This window comes from Nevskia sp., from assembly GCF_051860985.1.
GTDB lineage: Bacteria > Pseudomonadota > Gammaproteobacteria > Nevskiales > Nevskiaceae > Nevskia.
The window spans coordinates 265,017-280,279 of sequence record NZ_JBIMKV010000003.1; the positions used below are offsets into that span (position 1 = coordinate 265,017).

Below are 15,263 nucleotides of genomic sequence, written 5' to 3' on the forward strand. Positions count from 1 at the left end.
ATGCCGACCGATGACGCCACCACCGTCCGCCTGCTGCTCGACGGCGAGGTCGTGGCGCTGCGCGACCTGCCGCCGACCACCACGGTGCTCGACTGGCTGCGCGAACAGCGCGGCCGCTGCGGCACCAAGGAAGGCTGCAACGAGGGCGACTGCGGCGCCTGCACGGTGGTGATCGGCCGGCTGCGCGACGGCCGCATCGAACGACGCGCGATCAACAGCTGCATCCGCTTCATCGCCACGCTCGACGGCTGCGAGCTGATCACCGTCGAAAGCCTGTCGCCGCCCGCAGGTCCGCTGCATCCGGTGCAGCAGGCGCTGGTCGATCACCACGCCTCGCAGTGCGGCTACTGCACGCCCGGCTTCGTGATGGCCCTGTTCGCGCTGCAGCAGCGCAATCCGGCACCGAGCCGCGACGAGGTGCTCGACGCCTTGTCCGGCAACCTCTGCCGCTGCACCGGCTACCGGCCGATCATCGATGCCGCGCTGGCCCTGCACCGCGATCCCGAAGCCGCGTGCGGCTCGCCGGCCGATGCCGACAGCGTCGAGCGGCACGCCGCACTGGCCGCGATCCAGCGCCGTGAAACGCTGGCCCTGCCCGGCTTCACGGCGCCGCGCACGCTGGACGCGTTGGCCGACGCCTATCTGGCAAACCCGCAGGCGCTGCTGCTGGCCGGCGGCACCGACATCGGCCTGTGGCTGAACAAGGATCTGCGCGCGCTGCCGGCGCTGCTGTACCTCGGCGAGGTCGCCGAACTGCAGCGCATCGAGCACGACGAAGCGGCGCTCACCATCGGCGCGGCAGTGCCGCTGGCCGATGCCTGGACGGCGCTGGTCGCCGAGCATCCGCCGCTGGCCGATCTGGCCCGCCGCTTTGCATCGCCACTGGTCAACAACAGCGGCACCCTGTGCGGCAACCTCGGCAACGGCTCGCCGATCGGCGATGCGATGCCGGCGCTGATCGCGCTCGGCGCCGACCTGCAGTTGCGCTGCGGCCCGGTCACGCGGTGCCTGCCGCTGGAAGATCTCTACCTCGGCTACCGGCAAACGGCGCTGGCTGCAGGCGAGTTCATCGCCTCGGTCCGGGTGCCGCGCGCACAGCCGGGGCTGCGGCTGGCGGCCTACAAATTGTCGAAGCGCGTTGATCAGGACATCTCGGCGGTCTGCGCCGGCTTCGCGGTGACGCTGGCCGGCGAGCGCATCGCCAGCGCCCGCATCGGCCTTGGCGGCATGGCGGCGACCCCGGTCCGTGCCCGTCTTGCCGAAGCAGCGCTGATCGGCCAGCCGTGGACAGCGGATGGGTTCGCGGCGGCCAGCGCGGCGCTGGCCGCCGAATTCCAGCCGCTGGACGACCTGCGCGGCAGCAGCGCCTACCGGCGCCTCGGCGTGACCCGCCTGCTGGAACGCTTCCGGCTCGAACACGCCTCTGCACCGTATGCGCTGCGCCTCGATCAGGTGAGCGGCTGATGGGCGCGGTCGGCCAGCCGCTGCGCCACGAGGCCGCGCATCTGCACGTCAGCGGCCGGGCGCTCTACGTCGATGACCTGCCGCTGCCGGCCAATACCCTGCACGCGGCGTTCGGCGGCAGCCCGGTCGCTCATGGCCGGCTGCGGACGCTGGATCTCGCGCCGGTGCTGGCCAGCGACGGCGTGGTGGCCGTGGCCACCGCCGCCGACATCGCCGGCCACAACAATTACGGCGGCATCGTGCCGGACGATCCGGTGTTCGCCGGGCCGCTGCTGAATCACGTCGGCCAGCCGATGTTCGCGGTTGCCGCCACCAGCCACCGCGCCGCGCGCCGCGCCGTCCAGCAGTTCCGCGCCGACATCGAACCGCTGCCGGCGATCCTCGACATCCGTGCCGCGCTGGCCGCCGACAGCTACGTGATCCCCAGCCAGAACCTGCGGCGCGGCGAGCCGGACCGGGCGCTGGCCGACGCGCCTCGGCGGCTGGCCGGCACCATGGTCTGCGGCGGTCAGGATCACCTGTACCTCGAAGGCCAGATCGCCATCGCCATTCCCGGCGAGGACGGCCAGCTGCTGATCCATTGCTCGACCCAGCATCCGACCGAGGTGCAGCACGTGGTGGCCGAGGTGCTGGCGCGGCCGATGCAGGACATCACGGTGCAATGCCGGCGCATGGGCGGCGGCTTCGGCGGCAAGGAAAGCCAGCCGGCGCTGCTGGCCGCCGCTGCAGCCGTGCTGGCGGTCAAGACCGGGCGGCCGGTGAAGCTGCGGCTGGACCGCGACGCCGACATGCAGATCACCGGCAAGCGCCACGATTTCCTGGCCGACTACGAGGTCGGCTTCGACGACGAGGGCCGCATCCTCGGGCTCAAGGTGATGCTCGCTTCGCGCTGCGGCCATTCGGCCGACCTCAGCGGGCCGGTCAACGACCGTGCGATGTGCCATGTCGACAACGCCTACTTCCTCGAACACGTCGAGATCGTGTCGCACCGCTGCCGTACGCATACGGTGTCGAACACCGCGTTCCGGGGGTTCGGCGGGCCGCAGGGCATGCTGGTCATCGAGCAGGTGATCGACGACATCGCCCGCAGCCTGCAGCGCGATCCGCTGACCGTGCGCCGCCGCAACTACTACGGCCTCGCCCGTCGCAACCTGACGCCGTACGGCATGACGGTGACCGACAACGTGCTCGACACGCTGACCGACCAGCTCGAAGCCAGCAGCGGCTACCGTGCGCGACGCCGCGCGGTGGCCGCATGGAACGCGGCAAACCCGGTGATCAAGCGCGGCCTGGCGCTGACGCCGGTCAAGTTCGGCATTTCCTTCAACGCCACCTTCTACAACCAGGCCGGCGCGCTGCTGCAGATCTACAAGGACGGCAGCGTGGTGATCCACCACGGCGGCACCGAGATGGGCCAGGGCCTGCATACCAAGATCATCCAGATCGTCGCCGACGAATTCGGGCTGCCGCCGGCCGCCGTGCGGATCACCGCGACCGACACCGCCAAGGTGCCGAACACCTCGGCGACCGCCGCCTCCAGCGGCGCCGACCTGAACGGCAAGGCCGCGCAGGCCGCCGCCCGGACCTTACGCGCGCGGCTGATCGCCTGGGCGTGCACGGCGTTCGGTGTCAGCGCCGATGCCGTGCGCTTCGGCGGCGGCGAAGTCGCCATCGGCGAGCATCGCCTCGGCTTCGCCGAACTCGTCCAGCGGGCCTACCTGGCCCGCGTGCAGCTGTCCGCCACCGGCTACTACCGGACGCCGAAGATCCACTGGGATCGCGCCGCCTTCCGGGGCCGGCCGTTCTTCTACTTCGGCTACGGCGTGTCGGTGTCGGAGGTGGCGGTCGATACGCTGAGCGGCGAAACCCGGCTGCTGCGGGTCGACGTGCTGCACGATGTCGGGCAGTCGCTGAACCCGGCGCTGGACCGGGGCCAGATCGAAGGCGGCTACCTGCAGGGCTACGGCTGGCTGACCTGCGAGGAACTGGTGTTCGGCGGCGACGGTCAGCTGCAGACCCATGCGCCATCGACCTACAAGATTCCGACCGCCCGCGATTGGCCGGCCGAGGCGCACATCGCGCTGCTGCAGCACGAGCCGAACCGCGAGGACAGCATCCACCGCTCGAAAGCGGTCGGCGAGCCGCCGCTGATGCTGGCGTTCTCGGCGCTGCACGCGATCCGCGACGCCGTTGCCGCCTGCGGCGATGGACACCGGCTGCCGCAGCTACCGGCCCCGGCGACGCCGGAAGCGGTGCTGCGCGCGATCGCCGCGATCCGCGGCGAGGCCTGGCCATGACGCCGATCTCGCGCGCAACGCCCGACAGCCCGTGGCCGCAGGCCCTGCTGGAGCTGCTGGCGAGCCACGCGGTCATCGTTCGCGTGGTGCTGGCCGGCCTGCGCGGTTCGGCCCCGCGTGAAGCCGGCGCGACGATGCTGGTCAGCGCCGACGGCAGCGTCGGCAGCATCGGCGGCGGCCATCTGGAATGGGAAGCGACCCAGGCCGCCCGCGCGCTGCTCGATCACGGCGGCCGCAGCGGCGTGCTGCTGCGCCGCCGGCTCGGCGAGCATCTGGCGCAGTGCTGCGGCGGCGTCGTCGACCTGTGGCTGGAACGCTGGACGGCGGCCGATCGCCCGCTGCTGCTGGCCGCTGCCGCCGCTGCGGCGGACGACCTGCCGCAGCTGCTCGACAGCCGCATCGACGCCGATGGCGGCGTCCACCGCCAGCTGCTGCCAGCGGCAACCGCCGCGCCGCTGCAGCTGGTGCGCGACGACGGCGACGGCAGCGCCCGGCTGCGGCAGCGGCTCGATGTCCTGCGTCTGCCGCTGTGGCTGTTCGGCGCCGGCCATGTCGGACAGGCGCTGGCGCCGATCCTGGCGACGCTGCCGTTCCGGCTGCGCTGGATCGATTCCCGGCCGGGTCTCTTCCCGGCCGACCTCGCCGCCGGGATCGAGACCTGCGTGGCGGATGATCCGGTGGCGCTGCTGGCCGAGGCGCCGCTCGCCGGCCGCTACCTGCTGATGACCCACGACCACCCGCTCGACTACGCGCTCTGTCAGGCGCTGCTGCGGCGCGGCGACGCCGCCTTCATCGGCATGATCGGCTCGGCGTCCAAGGCGGCACGCTTCCGTGCGCGGCTGGCCCGCGACGGGCTGGACGGCCAGCTCATCGCCTGCCCGGTCGGCATCGGCGGCATCCGCAGCAAGCTGCCGGCAGCGATCGCGGTCAGCGTCGCGGCGCAGCTGCTGCAAGGCCTGGATAGCGCCGCACCTGCCGCGCAGCCCGGCGCCGACGACGGCTGCCGCCTCGACCAGCCGCAGGGCTGCGCCCGCTGCGGTAGCGTGCGGGTCGCCACCGCCATGGCCGCCGTCCGATGAGCGCCTACTGGCTGGACTGGCTGAGCCTGCTGACGCGCTGGGCGCATCTGGTCGCCGGCACCGCCTGGATCGGCGCCAGCTTCTACTTCGTCTGGCTCGACAACCATCTCCAGCCGCCGGGCGATCCAGCGCTGGCCGACAAGGGCGTGGCCGGCGAGCTGTGGGCGGTGCACGGCGGCGGCTTCTACAACCCGCAGAAGTACCGGCTCGGCCCGCCGCAGCTGCCGGCACGGCTTCACTGGTTCTACTGGGAGGCCTACAGCACCTGGCTGACCGGGGTCGCCATGCTGGTGCTGGTCTATTTCCTGAACCCGGCCGCGAACCTGCTCGATCCGGCGCGCGCCGCACCGCCCGGCGCGGCCGGGGTGGCCGTGGCGCTGGGCTTCATCGTCGGCGGCTGGCTGGTCTACGACGGCCTGTGCCGCTCGCCGCTGGCGCAGGCCGGCCGCGTGCCGGGCTGGATGTTCAACGCCGTGCTGGCGCTGCTGCTGGCGCAGGCGGCCTGGGCGCTGTGCGCGCTGTTCAGCGGCAGGGGCGCGTTCATCGTGTTCGGCGCGATGCTCGGCACGATGATGGTGGCCAATGTCGCGATGGTGATCATTCCCGGCCAGCGGCGGATGGTGGCGGCGATCACTGCCGGCCAGCCGCCCGACCCGCTCGACGCCCGGCGCGGCAAGCAGCGCTCGGTGCACAACACCTATTTCACGCTGCCGGTGCTGATGACCATGATCAGCCATCACCACGCCGGCATCACCCACGCCGGCCTCAATGCGCTGGCGCTGGTGCTGCTGGCGGCCGGCGGCGCAGCAATCCGCCACGGCTTCGTGCTGCGCCACCGGGCGCAGCCGCACGGCCGACGCCCGGTGCTGCTGGCGCTGGCGGCCGGCCTGGCGATGCTGGCCACGGCCGCCGTGCTGCTGCAGCCGCCCGGCAAAGCGGCTGCAACCGGCCCGGCGATCGACGACGCCCAGGCGCTGGCGATCCTCGCGGCCCGCTGCACCGGCTGCCACGCCGGCCAGCCAAGCTTCCCCGGCCTGACCGCCGCGCCGAACGGCGTGCGCCTCGACAGCCTGGCGGCGGCGCAGGCGCGGCGGGCCGCCATTGCCGCCCAGCTGGGCGGCGGCGCGATGCCGCCCGGCAACGTCACCGGCCTCAGCGCCGACGAACGCGCCGCGCTGCTGCGCTGGGCGCAGTCGCCATGAGCCGCAACCTGAGCGTGGCGGTGCACCGGGGCGCGCTGCTGCATTTCCTCCGCGATCCCGGCGACGGCAGCGACCCCGGCGCCTACGAATACTTCGCCGACGGCCTGCTGGTGATCGCCAGCGGCCGGATCGTCGCCTGCGGGCCGGCCTCGTCGCTGCTGGCGACGCTGCCGGACAGCGTGCCGGTGACCGTCCATCGCGATGCGTTGCTGGTGCCCGGCTTCGTCGACAGCCACGTCCACTATCCGCAGACCGAGGTCATCGGCTCCAGCGGCCGGCAGCTGCTCGACTGGCTGGCCGATCACGTGTTCCCGGTCGAGGCCCGCTTCGGCGATCCGGCCCACGCCCGCGACGTCGCCCAGGTCTGCATCGACGAGCTGCTGCGCAACGGCACCACCACGGCGCTGGTGTTCGGTACCGTGCACCGGGCATCGGTCGAGGCCTTCTTCGCGGTCGCGGCGGAACGCCGGCTACGGATGATCTGCGGCAAGGTGCTGATGGACCGCCATTGCCCGGAGACGCTGCGCGACAGCGCCGAATCCGGCGATCACGACAGCCGCGCGCTGCTCGAGCGCTGGCATCGGCGGGAGCGCTTGCACTACGCGATCACGCCGCGCTTCGCCGCCACCTCCAGCGTCGCGCAGCTGGCCGCCGCCGGACGGCTGGCCGCCGAGTTCCCCGATGCCTACATCCACAGCCACCTGGCGGAAAACCACGCCGAGATCGCCTGGATCGCCGAGCTGTTTCCGGAGGCCCGCAGCTATCTCGATGTCTACGACCGCTTCGGCCTGCTGCGCGAAGGGGCGATCTACGCGCACTGCATCCATCTCGACGAGTCGGACCGCCGGCGCATGGTGTCGACCGGCACCGGCGCCGCGTTCTGCCCGACCTCGAACCTGTTTCTCGGCAGCGGCCTGTTCAATCTCGACGTCGGCGACGCCTTCGGCCTGCGCTATGCGCTGGCCACCGATGTCGGTGCCGGCACCTCGTTCGGCATGCTGCAGACGATGGCCGCCGCCTACCAGGTGGCGCAGCTGCAGCAGCAGCGCCTGCACCCGCTGCGGGCCTTCTATCTGGCCACACTGGGCGGCGCGCGGCTGCTCGGGCTAGATGACCGGATCGGCAGCTTCCGCTCCGGCCGCGAAGCCGATTTTCTGGTGCTCGACCTCGCCGCCACGCCGCTGATCGCCCGCCGTACCGCCAGCGCGCGGACGCTGGCCGAGCAGCTGATGGTGCTGATGACCCTGGGCGACGACCGGGCGATCCGGGAGACGTTCATCCTCGGCGAACCCGCCAAGACCCGCCTGCCCTCGTGAACAGCCACCGCTACCCGCGCGACCTGATCGGCCACGGCCGCTACCCGCCGCACCCGCGCTGGCCGGGTGGCGCCCGGCTGGCGCTGCAGTTCGTGCTGAACCACGAGGAAGGCGGCGAGAACTGTGTGCTGCACGGCGATGCCGGCTCGGAAGCCTTCCTCTCCGAGATCATCGGCGCGCAAAGCTTTCCGATGCGTCACATGAGCATGGAATCGCTCTACGAGTACGGCAGCCGCGCCGGCCTGTGGCGGGTGCTGCGCGCCTTCGAGCAGCGCGCCCTGCCGCTGACCGTGTTCGCGGTGGCGATGGCGCTGCAGCGCCATCCAGACGCGCTGGCCGCCTATCGCGAGCTGGGCCACGAGATCGCCTGCCACGGCCTGCGCTGGATCAGCTACCAGCAGGTCGACGAAGTCACCGAGCGCGCCCACATCACGGAAGCGGTGGCGATCCACCGCGCGCTGACCGGCAGCGCGCCGCTCGGCTGGTACACCGGCCGCGACAGCCCGAACACCTTGCGGCTGATCGCCGAGTACGGCGGCTTCGCCTACAGCGCCGATTCCTATGCCGACGACCTGCCGTACTGGGTGACGGTCGACACGGCAGCCGGGCCGCTGCCGCAGCTGATCGTGCCGTACACGCTGGACAGCAACGACATGCGCTTCGCCGCCGCCCAGGGCTTCAACAGCGGCACCCAGTTCTACGACTACCTGAAGGACGCCTTCGACAGCCTCTACGCCGAAGGCGATCCGGCCGGGCTCGATGCGCCGAAGATGCTATCGATCGGCCTGCATGCGCGGATCATCGGCCGGCCGGCGCGGATCGCCGCGCTGGAGCGCTTCCTCGACTACGTGCTGGCCCATGACCACGTCTGGATCGCGCGGCGCATCGACATCGCCGAGCACTGGCGGCAGCGGTTCCCGGCGCCATGAGGATCACGCTGGCCGAACTGAACGCGCTGGACCGGCCCGGCTTCGTCGCCGCGCTGGACGGCATCTACGAGCACTCGCCGTGGGTCGCCGAGGCGGCGATCGATGCCGGGCCGTTCGCCAGCCGGCTGGCGCTGCTCGATGCGCTGAACGCCGCGATGCTGGCCGCGCCGCGCGACACCCAGCGGGCACTGATCGACGCCCACCCGGAGCTGGCCGGCAAGGCGGCGATGGCCGGCGCGCTGACCGCCGAGTCGCAGCGCGAGCAGCGCGGCGCCGGGCTCGACCGCTGCAGCGCCGAGGAGTACGCCGAGCTGCAGCGCCTGAACGCCGACTACCGGGCCCGCTTCGGCTTCCCGTTCATCGTCGCCGTGAAGGGCCACAGCCGGGCCTCGATCATCGCGACCTGGGCCGAGCGACTGCTCAACGACGAGGACACCGAGTTCGCCCGCGCGCTGCACGAGATCGGCCGGATCGCCGCGTTCCGGCTCGCCGACCGGATCCGCGAGCCGGCCGGCGACGAGATCATCAGCCTGTGCCGCCGGCTGGCGATGCTCAGCGAGCAGCCCGACGGCCTGACCTGCTCCTGCCTGACGCCGACGCACCGGGCAACCGCCGCGCGGCTGCGCGACTGGATGCTGGAAGCCGGACTCGAGGCCGACATCGACGCGATCGGCAACGTCGTCGGCCGCTGGCGCAGCGCGCAACCCGGCGCGCGCACCGTGATCACCGGCTCGCACTACGACACGGTCATCAACGGCGGCCATTACGACGGCCGGCTCGGCGTGCTGCTGCCGATCGTCGTGCTCGGCCAGCTGCGCCGCAGCGGCGTGCAGCTGCCGTTCGATGTCGAGATCGTCGCCTTCAGCGACGAGGAAGGCGTGCGCTTCCAGTCGACCTTCCTCGGCTCCAGCGCGCTGGCTGGCCACTTCGATCCGATGCTGCTGGCCCGCCGTGACCGTGACGGCATTTCACTGGCCGAAGCGCTGCAGCAGGCCGGCCACGATCCAGCCGAGATTCCGCAGCTGGCCCGCGATCCGCAGCAGATCGCCGCGTTCGTCGAGGTGCACATCGAACAGGGTCCGGTGCTGCTGGACGAAGGCCGCGCGCTCGGCGTGGTCACCGCGATCAACGGCGCCGAGCGTCATGCGCTGGTCGTCACCGGCCGCGCCGGCCATGCCGGCACGGTGCCGATGCGGCTGCGCCGCGATGCCGCAGCGGCGGCTGCCGAGATGCTGCTGGCCGTCGAAAACATCGCCCGCGATCACGACGGCGTCGTTGCCACGGTCGGCACGCTGACCGTGCTCGGTGGCGCGATCAATGTGATCCCCGGCCGCTGCGAGCTGTCGATCGACCTGCGCGCGCCGGACGATGCGCGGCGGATCGCCGCCCGCGACGCGATCTTCGCGGCGATCGATGCGATTGCCGCACGCCGCGCGGTCACGGTCGAGCGCCGCCAGGTGCACGAGGCGGCCGCCACACCCTGCGACCCGGCGCTGCAGCAGGCGCTGGCGGAGGCGATCCAGCGCCGCGCCGATCCGCGTCCGCCGCGCCGCCTGCCGAGTGGTGCCGGTCACGACGCGATGATGATGGCGCGGCTGGCACCGATGGCGATGCTGTTCGTCCGCTGCGGCAACGGCGGCATCAGCCACCACCCCGAGGAACAGATGACAGCCGACGATGCCCAGCGTGCCGCCGACGTGTTCGGCGATTTCCTGACCTGCTTGGGGCGGCCGGCATGACGCCGCTGCAACGCGCGATCCTCGACGAGGTCGACGCCAGCTTCGCCGAGCAGGTCGCCTTTCTCGCCGATCTGGTCAGACTGCCCAGCGACAATCCGCCCGGTGACTGCGGCGCCCACGGCGCGCGCACTGCCGAGCTGCTGATGCAGCTGGGCCATGCGGTGGAAACGCATGTCGTCGGCGCCGACGATCTGGCCGCCGCCGGCATGCAATCGGCCCGCAACCTGATCGTCCGCCAGTCCTTCGGCCTGCCGGGGCCGTGCATCGCGCTGAACGCCCACGGCGATGTCGTCGCGCCGGGCGCCGGCTGGTCGGTCGATCCCTACGGGGCGCTGATCCGCGACGATCCGCGGCATGGGCCGGTGATGTACGGCCGTGGCGTGGCGGTATCGAAATCCGATTTCGCCACCTACAGCTTTGCGCTGCGCGCCTTGCAGCGGCTGGTGGCGCGCGGCGGCCTGCGCCTGTGCGGCGCGGTGGAACTGCATTTCACTTACGACGAGGAAGTCGGCGGCGAGATCGGCCCGGCCTGGCTGCTGCGCAAGGGACTGAGCCGGCCGGATCTGGCCCTGTCGGCCGGCTTTGCCTATGCGGTGACCACCGCCCACAACGGCTGCCTGCATCTGGAAGTGACCGTGCACGGCCGGCAGGGCCACGCGGCGATGCCGCAGGCGGCGGTCGATGCACTGGAAGCGGCGACCGGCGTGCTGGCGGCGCTGTATGCCTCGCGGGCTGCGCTGGCCGAGGTGCATTCGGCAACGCCGGGCATCGACACGCCGACGCTGAACGTCGGCCTGATCAGCGGCGGCATCAATACCAACGTGGTGCCGGACCGGGTCTGCTTCCGGATCGACCGGCGGATCATTCCGGAGGAATCCGCCGAGGCCGCCGAAGCAGCGCTGCGGACGCTGATCACCGAAGCGGCCGGGCGCTATCCGGGCATCCGGGTCGACATCGAACGGCGGATGCTGGCGCAGCCACTGGTCAAGCTGCCGGGCGCGGAACGGCTGACCGCCGCGCTGCAGCGCCATGGCGAAGCCTTTCTGGGCACGCCGATCGCCGAGCACGGCGTACCGCTGTACACCGATGCCCGCCATTACGCTGCGGCCGGCATTCCTACCGTGCTCTACGGCGCCGGGCCGCGCGCGCTGGCCGAAGCCAACGGCCACGGCGCCGACGAGTGCCTGCGGCTTGGCGATCTGCGCGCGGCCACGGCGACCGTTGCGGCGATGCTGGCGGAGTTGCTCGCCGCCTGAGCCGCCTGCGTTGTCCGGTTCCGCGCCCCGCGATTAGGGCCAGCGGACGACCCGACCGGGTGGTGCCACCAGCGGCCGCGAATCGGTATTGTTCCGGACTGACAAGACAAGGCGACGGCGCAAGTCCCGTCGCCACCAACACCACCGCGAGAACCGAACCGTGAGCCTGAGCCTTTCGCCCGAGATCGTCCGTGCCCGCCGCAACACGCTGGGTGACGCGCTGCGCCGCAGTGCCCGCCGCCAGCGCAACCGCCCGGCGCTGGCCTATGCCGATCGCCAGTGGAGCTTCGAAGAACTGAACCAGGCCGCCGACCGCGTGGCCGGCTTCTACGCCAGCCTCGGCCTCAAGGCCGGGGACCGGGTGCTGAGCTACGGCAAGAACTCCGATGCTTACCTGATCGCCTTTCTCGGCTGCACCCGGCTCGGCGCCATCCATGTGCCGATCAACTACGCGCTGACCGGCGACGAGCTGATCTACCTGGTCAAGCAGTCCGGCGCGGCGCTGGTGCTCAGCGATCCCGATCTGGCGGCCAACCTCGACGTGCTCGGCGCCGACCAGCCAGCCACCCGCCTGCTGCGCGGCGCGCCGGGCGAGGACCTGCTGAGCATCGCCCTGTCCGGCCCGCTGCCGGATACCGACTATCCGGTCGACGACAGCTCGGTCGCGCAGTTCCTGTACACCTCCGGCACCACGGCGGCGCCGAAGGGCGCGATGCTGAGCCATGCCGGCATCCAGGCCGAATACCAGACCTGCATCCAGGATCTGGAACTGCGCGCCACCGATCGCGCGCTGGCGGCACTGCCGCTGTATCACACGGCCCAGATGCACGTGTTCACGATGCCGCACCTGCTGGTCGGCGCCTGGCAGATGATCATCGACGCCCCGGCACCAGCCCGCGTGCTGGAACTGATCGAGCAGGAAAGGATCACCTCGTTCTTCGCCCCGCCAACGGTCTGGATCAGCCTGCTGCGCCATCCGGATTTCGCCACGCGCGACCTGTCGTCGCTGGAGAAGGTGTATTACGGCGCCTCGATCATGCCGGTGCCGGTGCTGCAGGAGCTGCGCCAGCGGCTGCCGAAGGCGCAGCCGTTCAACTGCTACGGCCAGACCGAAATCGCGCCGATGGCCACCGTGCTGCGCCCGCACGAGCACGAGGCGCGTCCTGCTTCGGCCGGCCGGCCGGTGTTCAATGTCGAGACGCGCGTCGTCGACGAGCAGTTCAACGACTGCCCGCCGGGCACGCTCGGCGAGATCGTCCACCGCAGCCCGCAGCTGACCTTGGGCTACTGGAACAAGCCGGAGCAGACCGCCGAAGCCTTCGCCGGCGGCTGGTTCCGCTCCGGTGACCTCGGCTACTTCGACGACGAGGGCTATCTTTTCATCGCCGATCGCGTCAAGGACGTCATCAACACCGGCGGCGTGCTGGTGGCCAGCCGCGAGGTCGAGGAAGCGCTGCTGACCCACGCGGCGGTGTCGGAGGTCGCGGTCGTCGCGCTGCCCGATCCGAAGTGGATCGAGGCGGTGGCTGCGTTCGTGGTGCTGCGCGACGGCGCCAGCGCGACCGAGGAGCTGTTGATCGCCCACGCCAAGGCGACACTGGCCCCGTACAAGGTGCCGAAGCAGGTGATCTTCGTGCCGAACCTGCCGCGCAACACCGCCGGCAAGATCCTGAAACGCGAGCTGCGCAAGGCGCACACCGGCTCGGAAGCGATGTTCGCGACCGGCTGAAATGACAACGCCGCCGGCGACGGTCAGTCGCGGGCGGCGTGGGTCCTGGCCTGAGGTGACGCGGCGCTGGCGCCGCCGTATCCGGGCCGCTGCCGCGCTCAGGCGGTGGCCGTGCGGGTCCAGCGGTTGGCACGCCGGAAGGTGCCGAGGTCGTTGAAGCGCACGCCCATCTCGCGCATCACCCGGTGCGCCACCGGCGCGGTCATCTGGCGAATGTAGAACGGCTCCTTGACCACGAAATGGTGGATCGCGTGGGTCGAGCCGAAGTTGAAGCAGAACAGGTGGAACGGCGTCATCCACCAGGCGTTCAGCACCTGGCACTGCTGCAGCTCGTTGCCCGGCTCGACATCGCCGAAGTAGTGCATGTTCGAGCTGACGAAATGCAGTGAAAAGCTGCGCAGCACGTTCGGCGCGATCCAGGCGACGACCAGGAAATCGACCACCTGCATGGTCGACTGAATCCAGCCCCACCAGCCGATCTCGGTGCCGGCCAGCAGCGCCAGCCCGTTCAGCGCATGGAAGCCGAGGAAGTTGTACCAGAGGCCGATCTGCACCCAGCCGAGCGGGAAGTAGCCGGCCGCTGCGCTGACGAACAGCTTCAGGCGCTTGTGCTTCGGTACCTTGCCCATCCGCAGCGCCACTGACAGCAGGTTGTCGCCGGTCATCAGCAGGCGCTTCACGCCCCAGCGCTCGCCGTTGGTGATCGCCCGCTCCTCCAGGTCGTTGGCCTGGCCGGAAAACTTGTGGTGGTTGAAGTGCAAGGTGCGCCGCGCCCAGGGATTGATCGTGGTCGGCCGCGCCAGCCAGACCAGCGCCATCATCGTGTGATGCGCCCACGGCTGCTTCTTGAAGTACATCCAGTGGATCAGGTCGTGTTCCAGCTCGTGGGTCAGTGAAGCGAACACCGCGACCAGCGGAATGCACAGCCAGGCGCTGATCAGGCCCGCGTAGTAAGCCCAGCCGCTGGCGACGATCCCGGCCCAGGCCAGCGCCAGGATCGCCGCGCCGATGGCGTCCTGCGATTTCAGGATCGGATAGCGCTCGCGCAGGCGCTGGCCTTCGGCGCTCACCACGGCCTTGATGTGGGCGGCCTTCTGTTCATCGGTCATGCGGCTCGGGTCGACGGTGCTCACTCAACGCTCCTCGTGCAACGTGGGGTTACGATGCGCCGCATTGTTCGCTCCGCCCGCCTTTCCCGCCTGATCGCCGACGCCACGATGTTGTCCGTGCACGACAAGTCACCGCTCACCACCGCCACCACGCTGACCAGCTGGGCGCGGGCGATCCGCAAATCCCTGGATGCCGCCGGTGTCGACAGCGCCGCGCTGTTCGCCGAGGCCGGGCTCGATATCGCCGCCCTCGGCGACGCCCAGGCCCGCTATCCGGTGGCCCGTACCAACCGGCTCTGGCAGCTGGCCGTGGCCGCCACCGGTGACCCGGCGTTCGCGCTGAAGGTGGCCCGCGAAGCCGGCGTGCTGAGCTTCCACGCGCTCGGCTACTCGCTGGTGGCGTCGGCCACGCTGCGCGAAGCCTTCAAACGGCTGATCCGCTACTTCCGCGTGGTCAGCGATGGCGCCGAGCTGCGCTTCGGCTGCGATGGCGACACCTGCCATTACGCGATCGCCGCCACCGGCGACGGCCATGCGCCGATCCCGGAAGCCGTCGATGCCTTCGCCTATGTCGTCGTGCGCCTGTGCCGTGGCCTGTATCGCCGCGATCACGCGCCGCTGGAAGTGCGGCTGATGCGCCCTGCACCGGCGGACCCGACGCCCTGGCAGCGCGCCTTCCGCTGCCCGGTGCTGTTCGACGCCGCCGAGAACCGGCTGCTGTTCGCCGCTGCAGCCTTCGACGCGCCGCTGGAGTTCGCCAACCCGGAACTGGCCCGCCAGAACGACGAAGTGGCGGCCCGCTACCTGGCCCGCTTCGGCAAGCTGCTGGTCCGCGAGCGCTTGCGCGCCGTGCTGATCGAGCAGTTACCGCGCGGCGAGCCCTCGCAGGATCGCGCCGCCGAAGCGCTGCACCTGTCGAGCCGCAGCCTGCAACGGCGGCTGGCCGACGAAGGCACCCGCTACCAGGACGTGCTCGACGAGCTGCGCCGAGAACTGGCGACGTCCTACCTGCGCGAGGCGCGGCACTCGATCAGCGAGATCACCTACCTGCTCGGGTTCTCGGACACGTCGAGCTTCACCCATGCCTTCCGGCGCTGGACCGGGGTGGCGCCGAGTCGATGGAAGCCGGGCTGAACGACCTCG

Annotated in this window: 11 protein-coding genes; 10 read left to right on the forward strand and 1 reads right to left on the reverse strand. The window is 71.1% G+C overall.

What is annotated here, in order from left to right:
- The 9 genes from xdhA (at window position 1) to ACTIGJ_RS04850 (ending at window position 13,011) form a co-directional block, all read left to right on the forward strand.
- Window positions 1–1,464, forward strand: a complete 1,464-nt coding sequence (gene xdhA, locus ACTIGJ_RS04810; RefSeq protein ID WP_439639143.1) for a xanthine dehydrogenase small subunit — start codon at window positions 1–3, stop codon at window positions 1,462–1,464.
- A complete protein-coding gene (gene xdhB / locus ACTIGJ_RS04815) occupies window positions 1,464–3,761 on the forward strand; it encodes a xanthine dehydrogenase molybdopterin binding subunit (protein ID WP_439639144.1) in 2,298 nt (765 codons plus the stop codon). Before xdhA ends, xdhB begins: the two co-directional genes overlap by 1 nt.
- Window positions 3,758–4,840, forward strand: coding sequence for a xanthine dehydrogenase accessory protein XdhC (gene xdhC / locus ACTIGJ_RS04820; RefSeq protein WP_439639145.1), 1,083 nt, complete (start codon window positions 3,758–3,760; stop codon window positions 4,838–4,840). Before xdhB ends, xdhC begins: the two co-directional genes overlap by 4 nt.
- Window positions 4,837–6,042, forward strand: coding sequence for a urate hydroxylase PuuD (locus ACTIGJ_RS04825; RefSeq protein ID WP_439639146.1), 1,206 nt, complete (start codon window positions 4,837–4,839; stop codon window positions 6,040–6,042). The genes xdhC and ACTIGJ_RS04825 overlap by 4 nt, the downstream gene beginning before the upstream one ends.
- The gene (gene guaD, locus ACTIGJ_RS04830; RefSeq protein ID WP_439639147.1) at window positions 6,039–7,358 is read left to right on the forward strand and encodes a guanine deaminase; all 1,320 of its coding nucleotides are present in this window, start codon (window positions 6,039–6,041) and stop codon (window positions 7,356–7,358) included. Before ACTIGJ_RS04825 ends, guaD begins: the two co-directional genes overlap by 4 nt.
- Window positions 7,355–8,287: an allantoinase PuuE gene (gene puuE / locus ACTIGJ_RS04835; protein WP_439639148.1), complete on the forward strand. Its 933-nt coding sequence runs from the start codon at window positions 7,355–7,357 to the stop codon at window positions 8,285–8,287. The genes guaD and puuE overlap by 4 nt, the downstream gene beginning before the upstream one ends.
- Window positions 8,284–10,026: an allantoate amidohydrolase gene (locus ACTIGJ_RS04840; protein ID WP_439639149.1), complete on the forward strand. Its 1,743-nt coding sequence runs from the start codon at window positions 8,284–8,286 to the stop codon at window positions 10,024–10,026. The genes puuE and ACTIGJ_RS04840 overlap by 4 nt, the downstream gene beginning before the upstream one ends.
- The gene (locus ACTIGJ_RS04845) at window positions 10,023–11,282 is read left to right on the forward strand and encodes a M20/M25/M40 family metallo-hydrolase (RefSeq protein WP_439639150.1); all 1,260 of its coding nucleotides are present in this window, start codon (window positions 10,023–10,025) and stop codon (window positions 11,280–11,282) included. Before ACTIGJ_RS04840 ends, ACTIGJ_RS04845 begins: the two co-directional genes overlap by 4 nt.
- 160 nt (window positions 11,283–11,442) lie before the next feature.
- Window positions 11,443–13,011, forward strand: a complete 1,569-nt coding sequence (locus ACTIGJ_RS04850) for a fatty acyl-CoA synthetase (protein WP_439639151.1) — start codon at window positions 11,443–11,445, stop codon at window positions 13,009–13,011.
- Window positions 13,012–13,109: 98 nt separating this feature from the next.
- Here ACTIGJ_RS04850 and ACTIGJ_RS04855 read toward each other — a convergent pair whose 3' ends face one another.
- Window positions 13,110–14,120, reverse strand: coding sequence for a fatty acid desaturase (locus ACTIGJ_RS04855; RefSeq protein ID WP_439639182.1), 1,011 nt, complete (start codon window positions 14,118–14,120; stop codon window positions 13,110–13,112).
- Between the two features lie 108 nt (window positions 14,121–14,228).
- Between ACTIGJ_RS04855 and ACTIGJ_RS04860 the strand changes: the two genes are divergently transcribed.
- Entirely contained in the window at window positions 14,229–15,254 is a 1,026-nt protein-coding gene (locus ACTIGJ_RS04860; RefSeq protein ID WP_439639152.1) for an AraC family transcriptional regulator, read from the forward strand.
- Window positions 15,255–15,263 lie beyond the last annotated feature (9 nt).

What these genes read in the sequence shown, in the direction of transcription:
- xdhA (WP_439639143.1), top strand. Translation starts at nt 1, where the DNA reads ATGCCGACCGATGACGCCACCACCGTCCGCCTGCTGCTCGACGGCGAG.
- ACTIGJ_RS04855 (WP_439639182.1), bottom strand. Translation starts at nt 14,120, where the DNA reads ATGACCGATGAACAGAAGGCCGCCCACATCAAGGCCGTGGTGAGCGCC.
- ACTIGJ_RS04840 (WP_439639149.1), top strand. Translation starts at nt 8,284, where the DNA reads ATGAGGATCACGCTGGCCGAACTGAACGCGCTGGACCGGCCCGGCTTC.
- ACTIGJ_RS04860 (WP_439639152.1), top strand. Translation starts at nt 14,229, where the DNA reads ATGTTGTCCGTGCACGACAAGTCACCGCTCACCACCGCCACCACGCTG.
- xdhB (WP_439639144.1), top strand. Translation starts at nt 1,464, where the DNA reads ATGGGCGCGGTCGGCCAGCCGCTGCGCCACGAGGCCGCGCATCTGCAC.
- xdhC (WP_439639145.1), top strand. Translation starts at nt 3,758, where the DNA reads ATGACGCCGATCTCGCGCGCAACGCCCGACAGCCCGTGGCCGCAGGCC.
- guaD (WP_439639147.1), top strand. Translation starts at nt 6,039, where the DNA reads ATGAGCCGCAACCTGAGCGTGGCGGTGCACCGGGGCGCGCTGCTGCAT.
- ACTIGJ_RS04845 (WP_439639150.1), top strand. Translation starts at nt 10,023, where the DNA reads ATGACGCCGCTGCAACGCGCGATCCTCGACGAGGTCGACGCCAGCTTC.
- ACTIGJ_RS04825 (WP_439639146.1), top strand. Translation starts at nt 4,837, where the DNA reads ATGAGCGCCTACTGGCTGGACTGGCTGAGCCTGCTGACGCGCTGGGCG.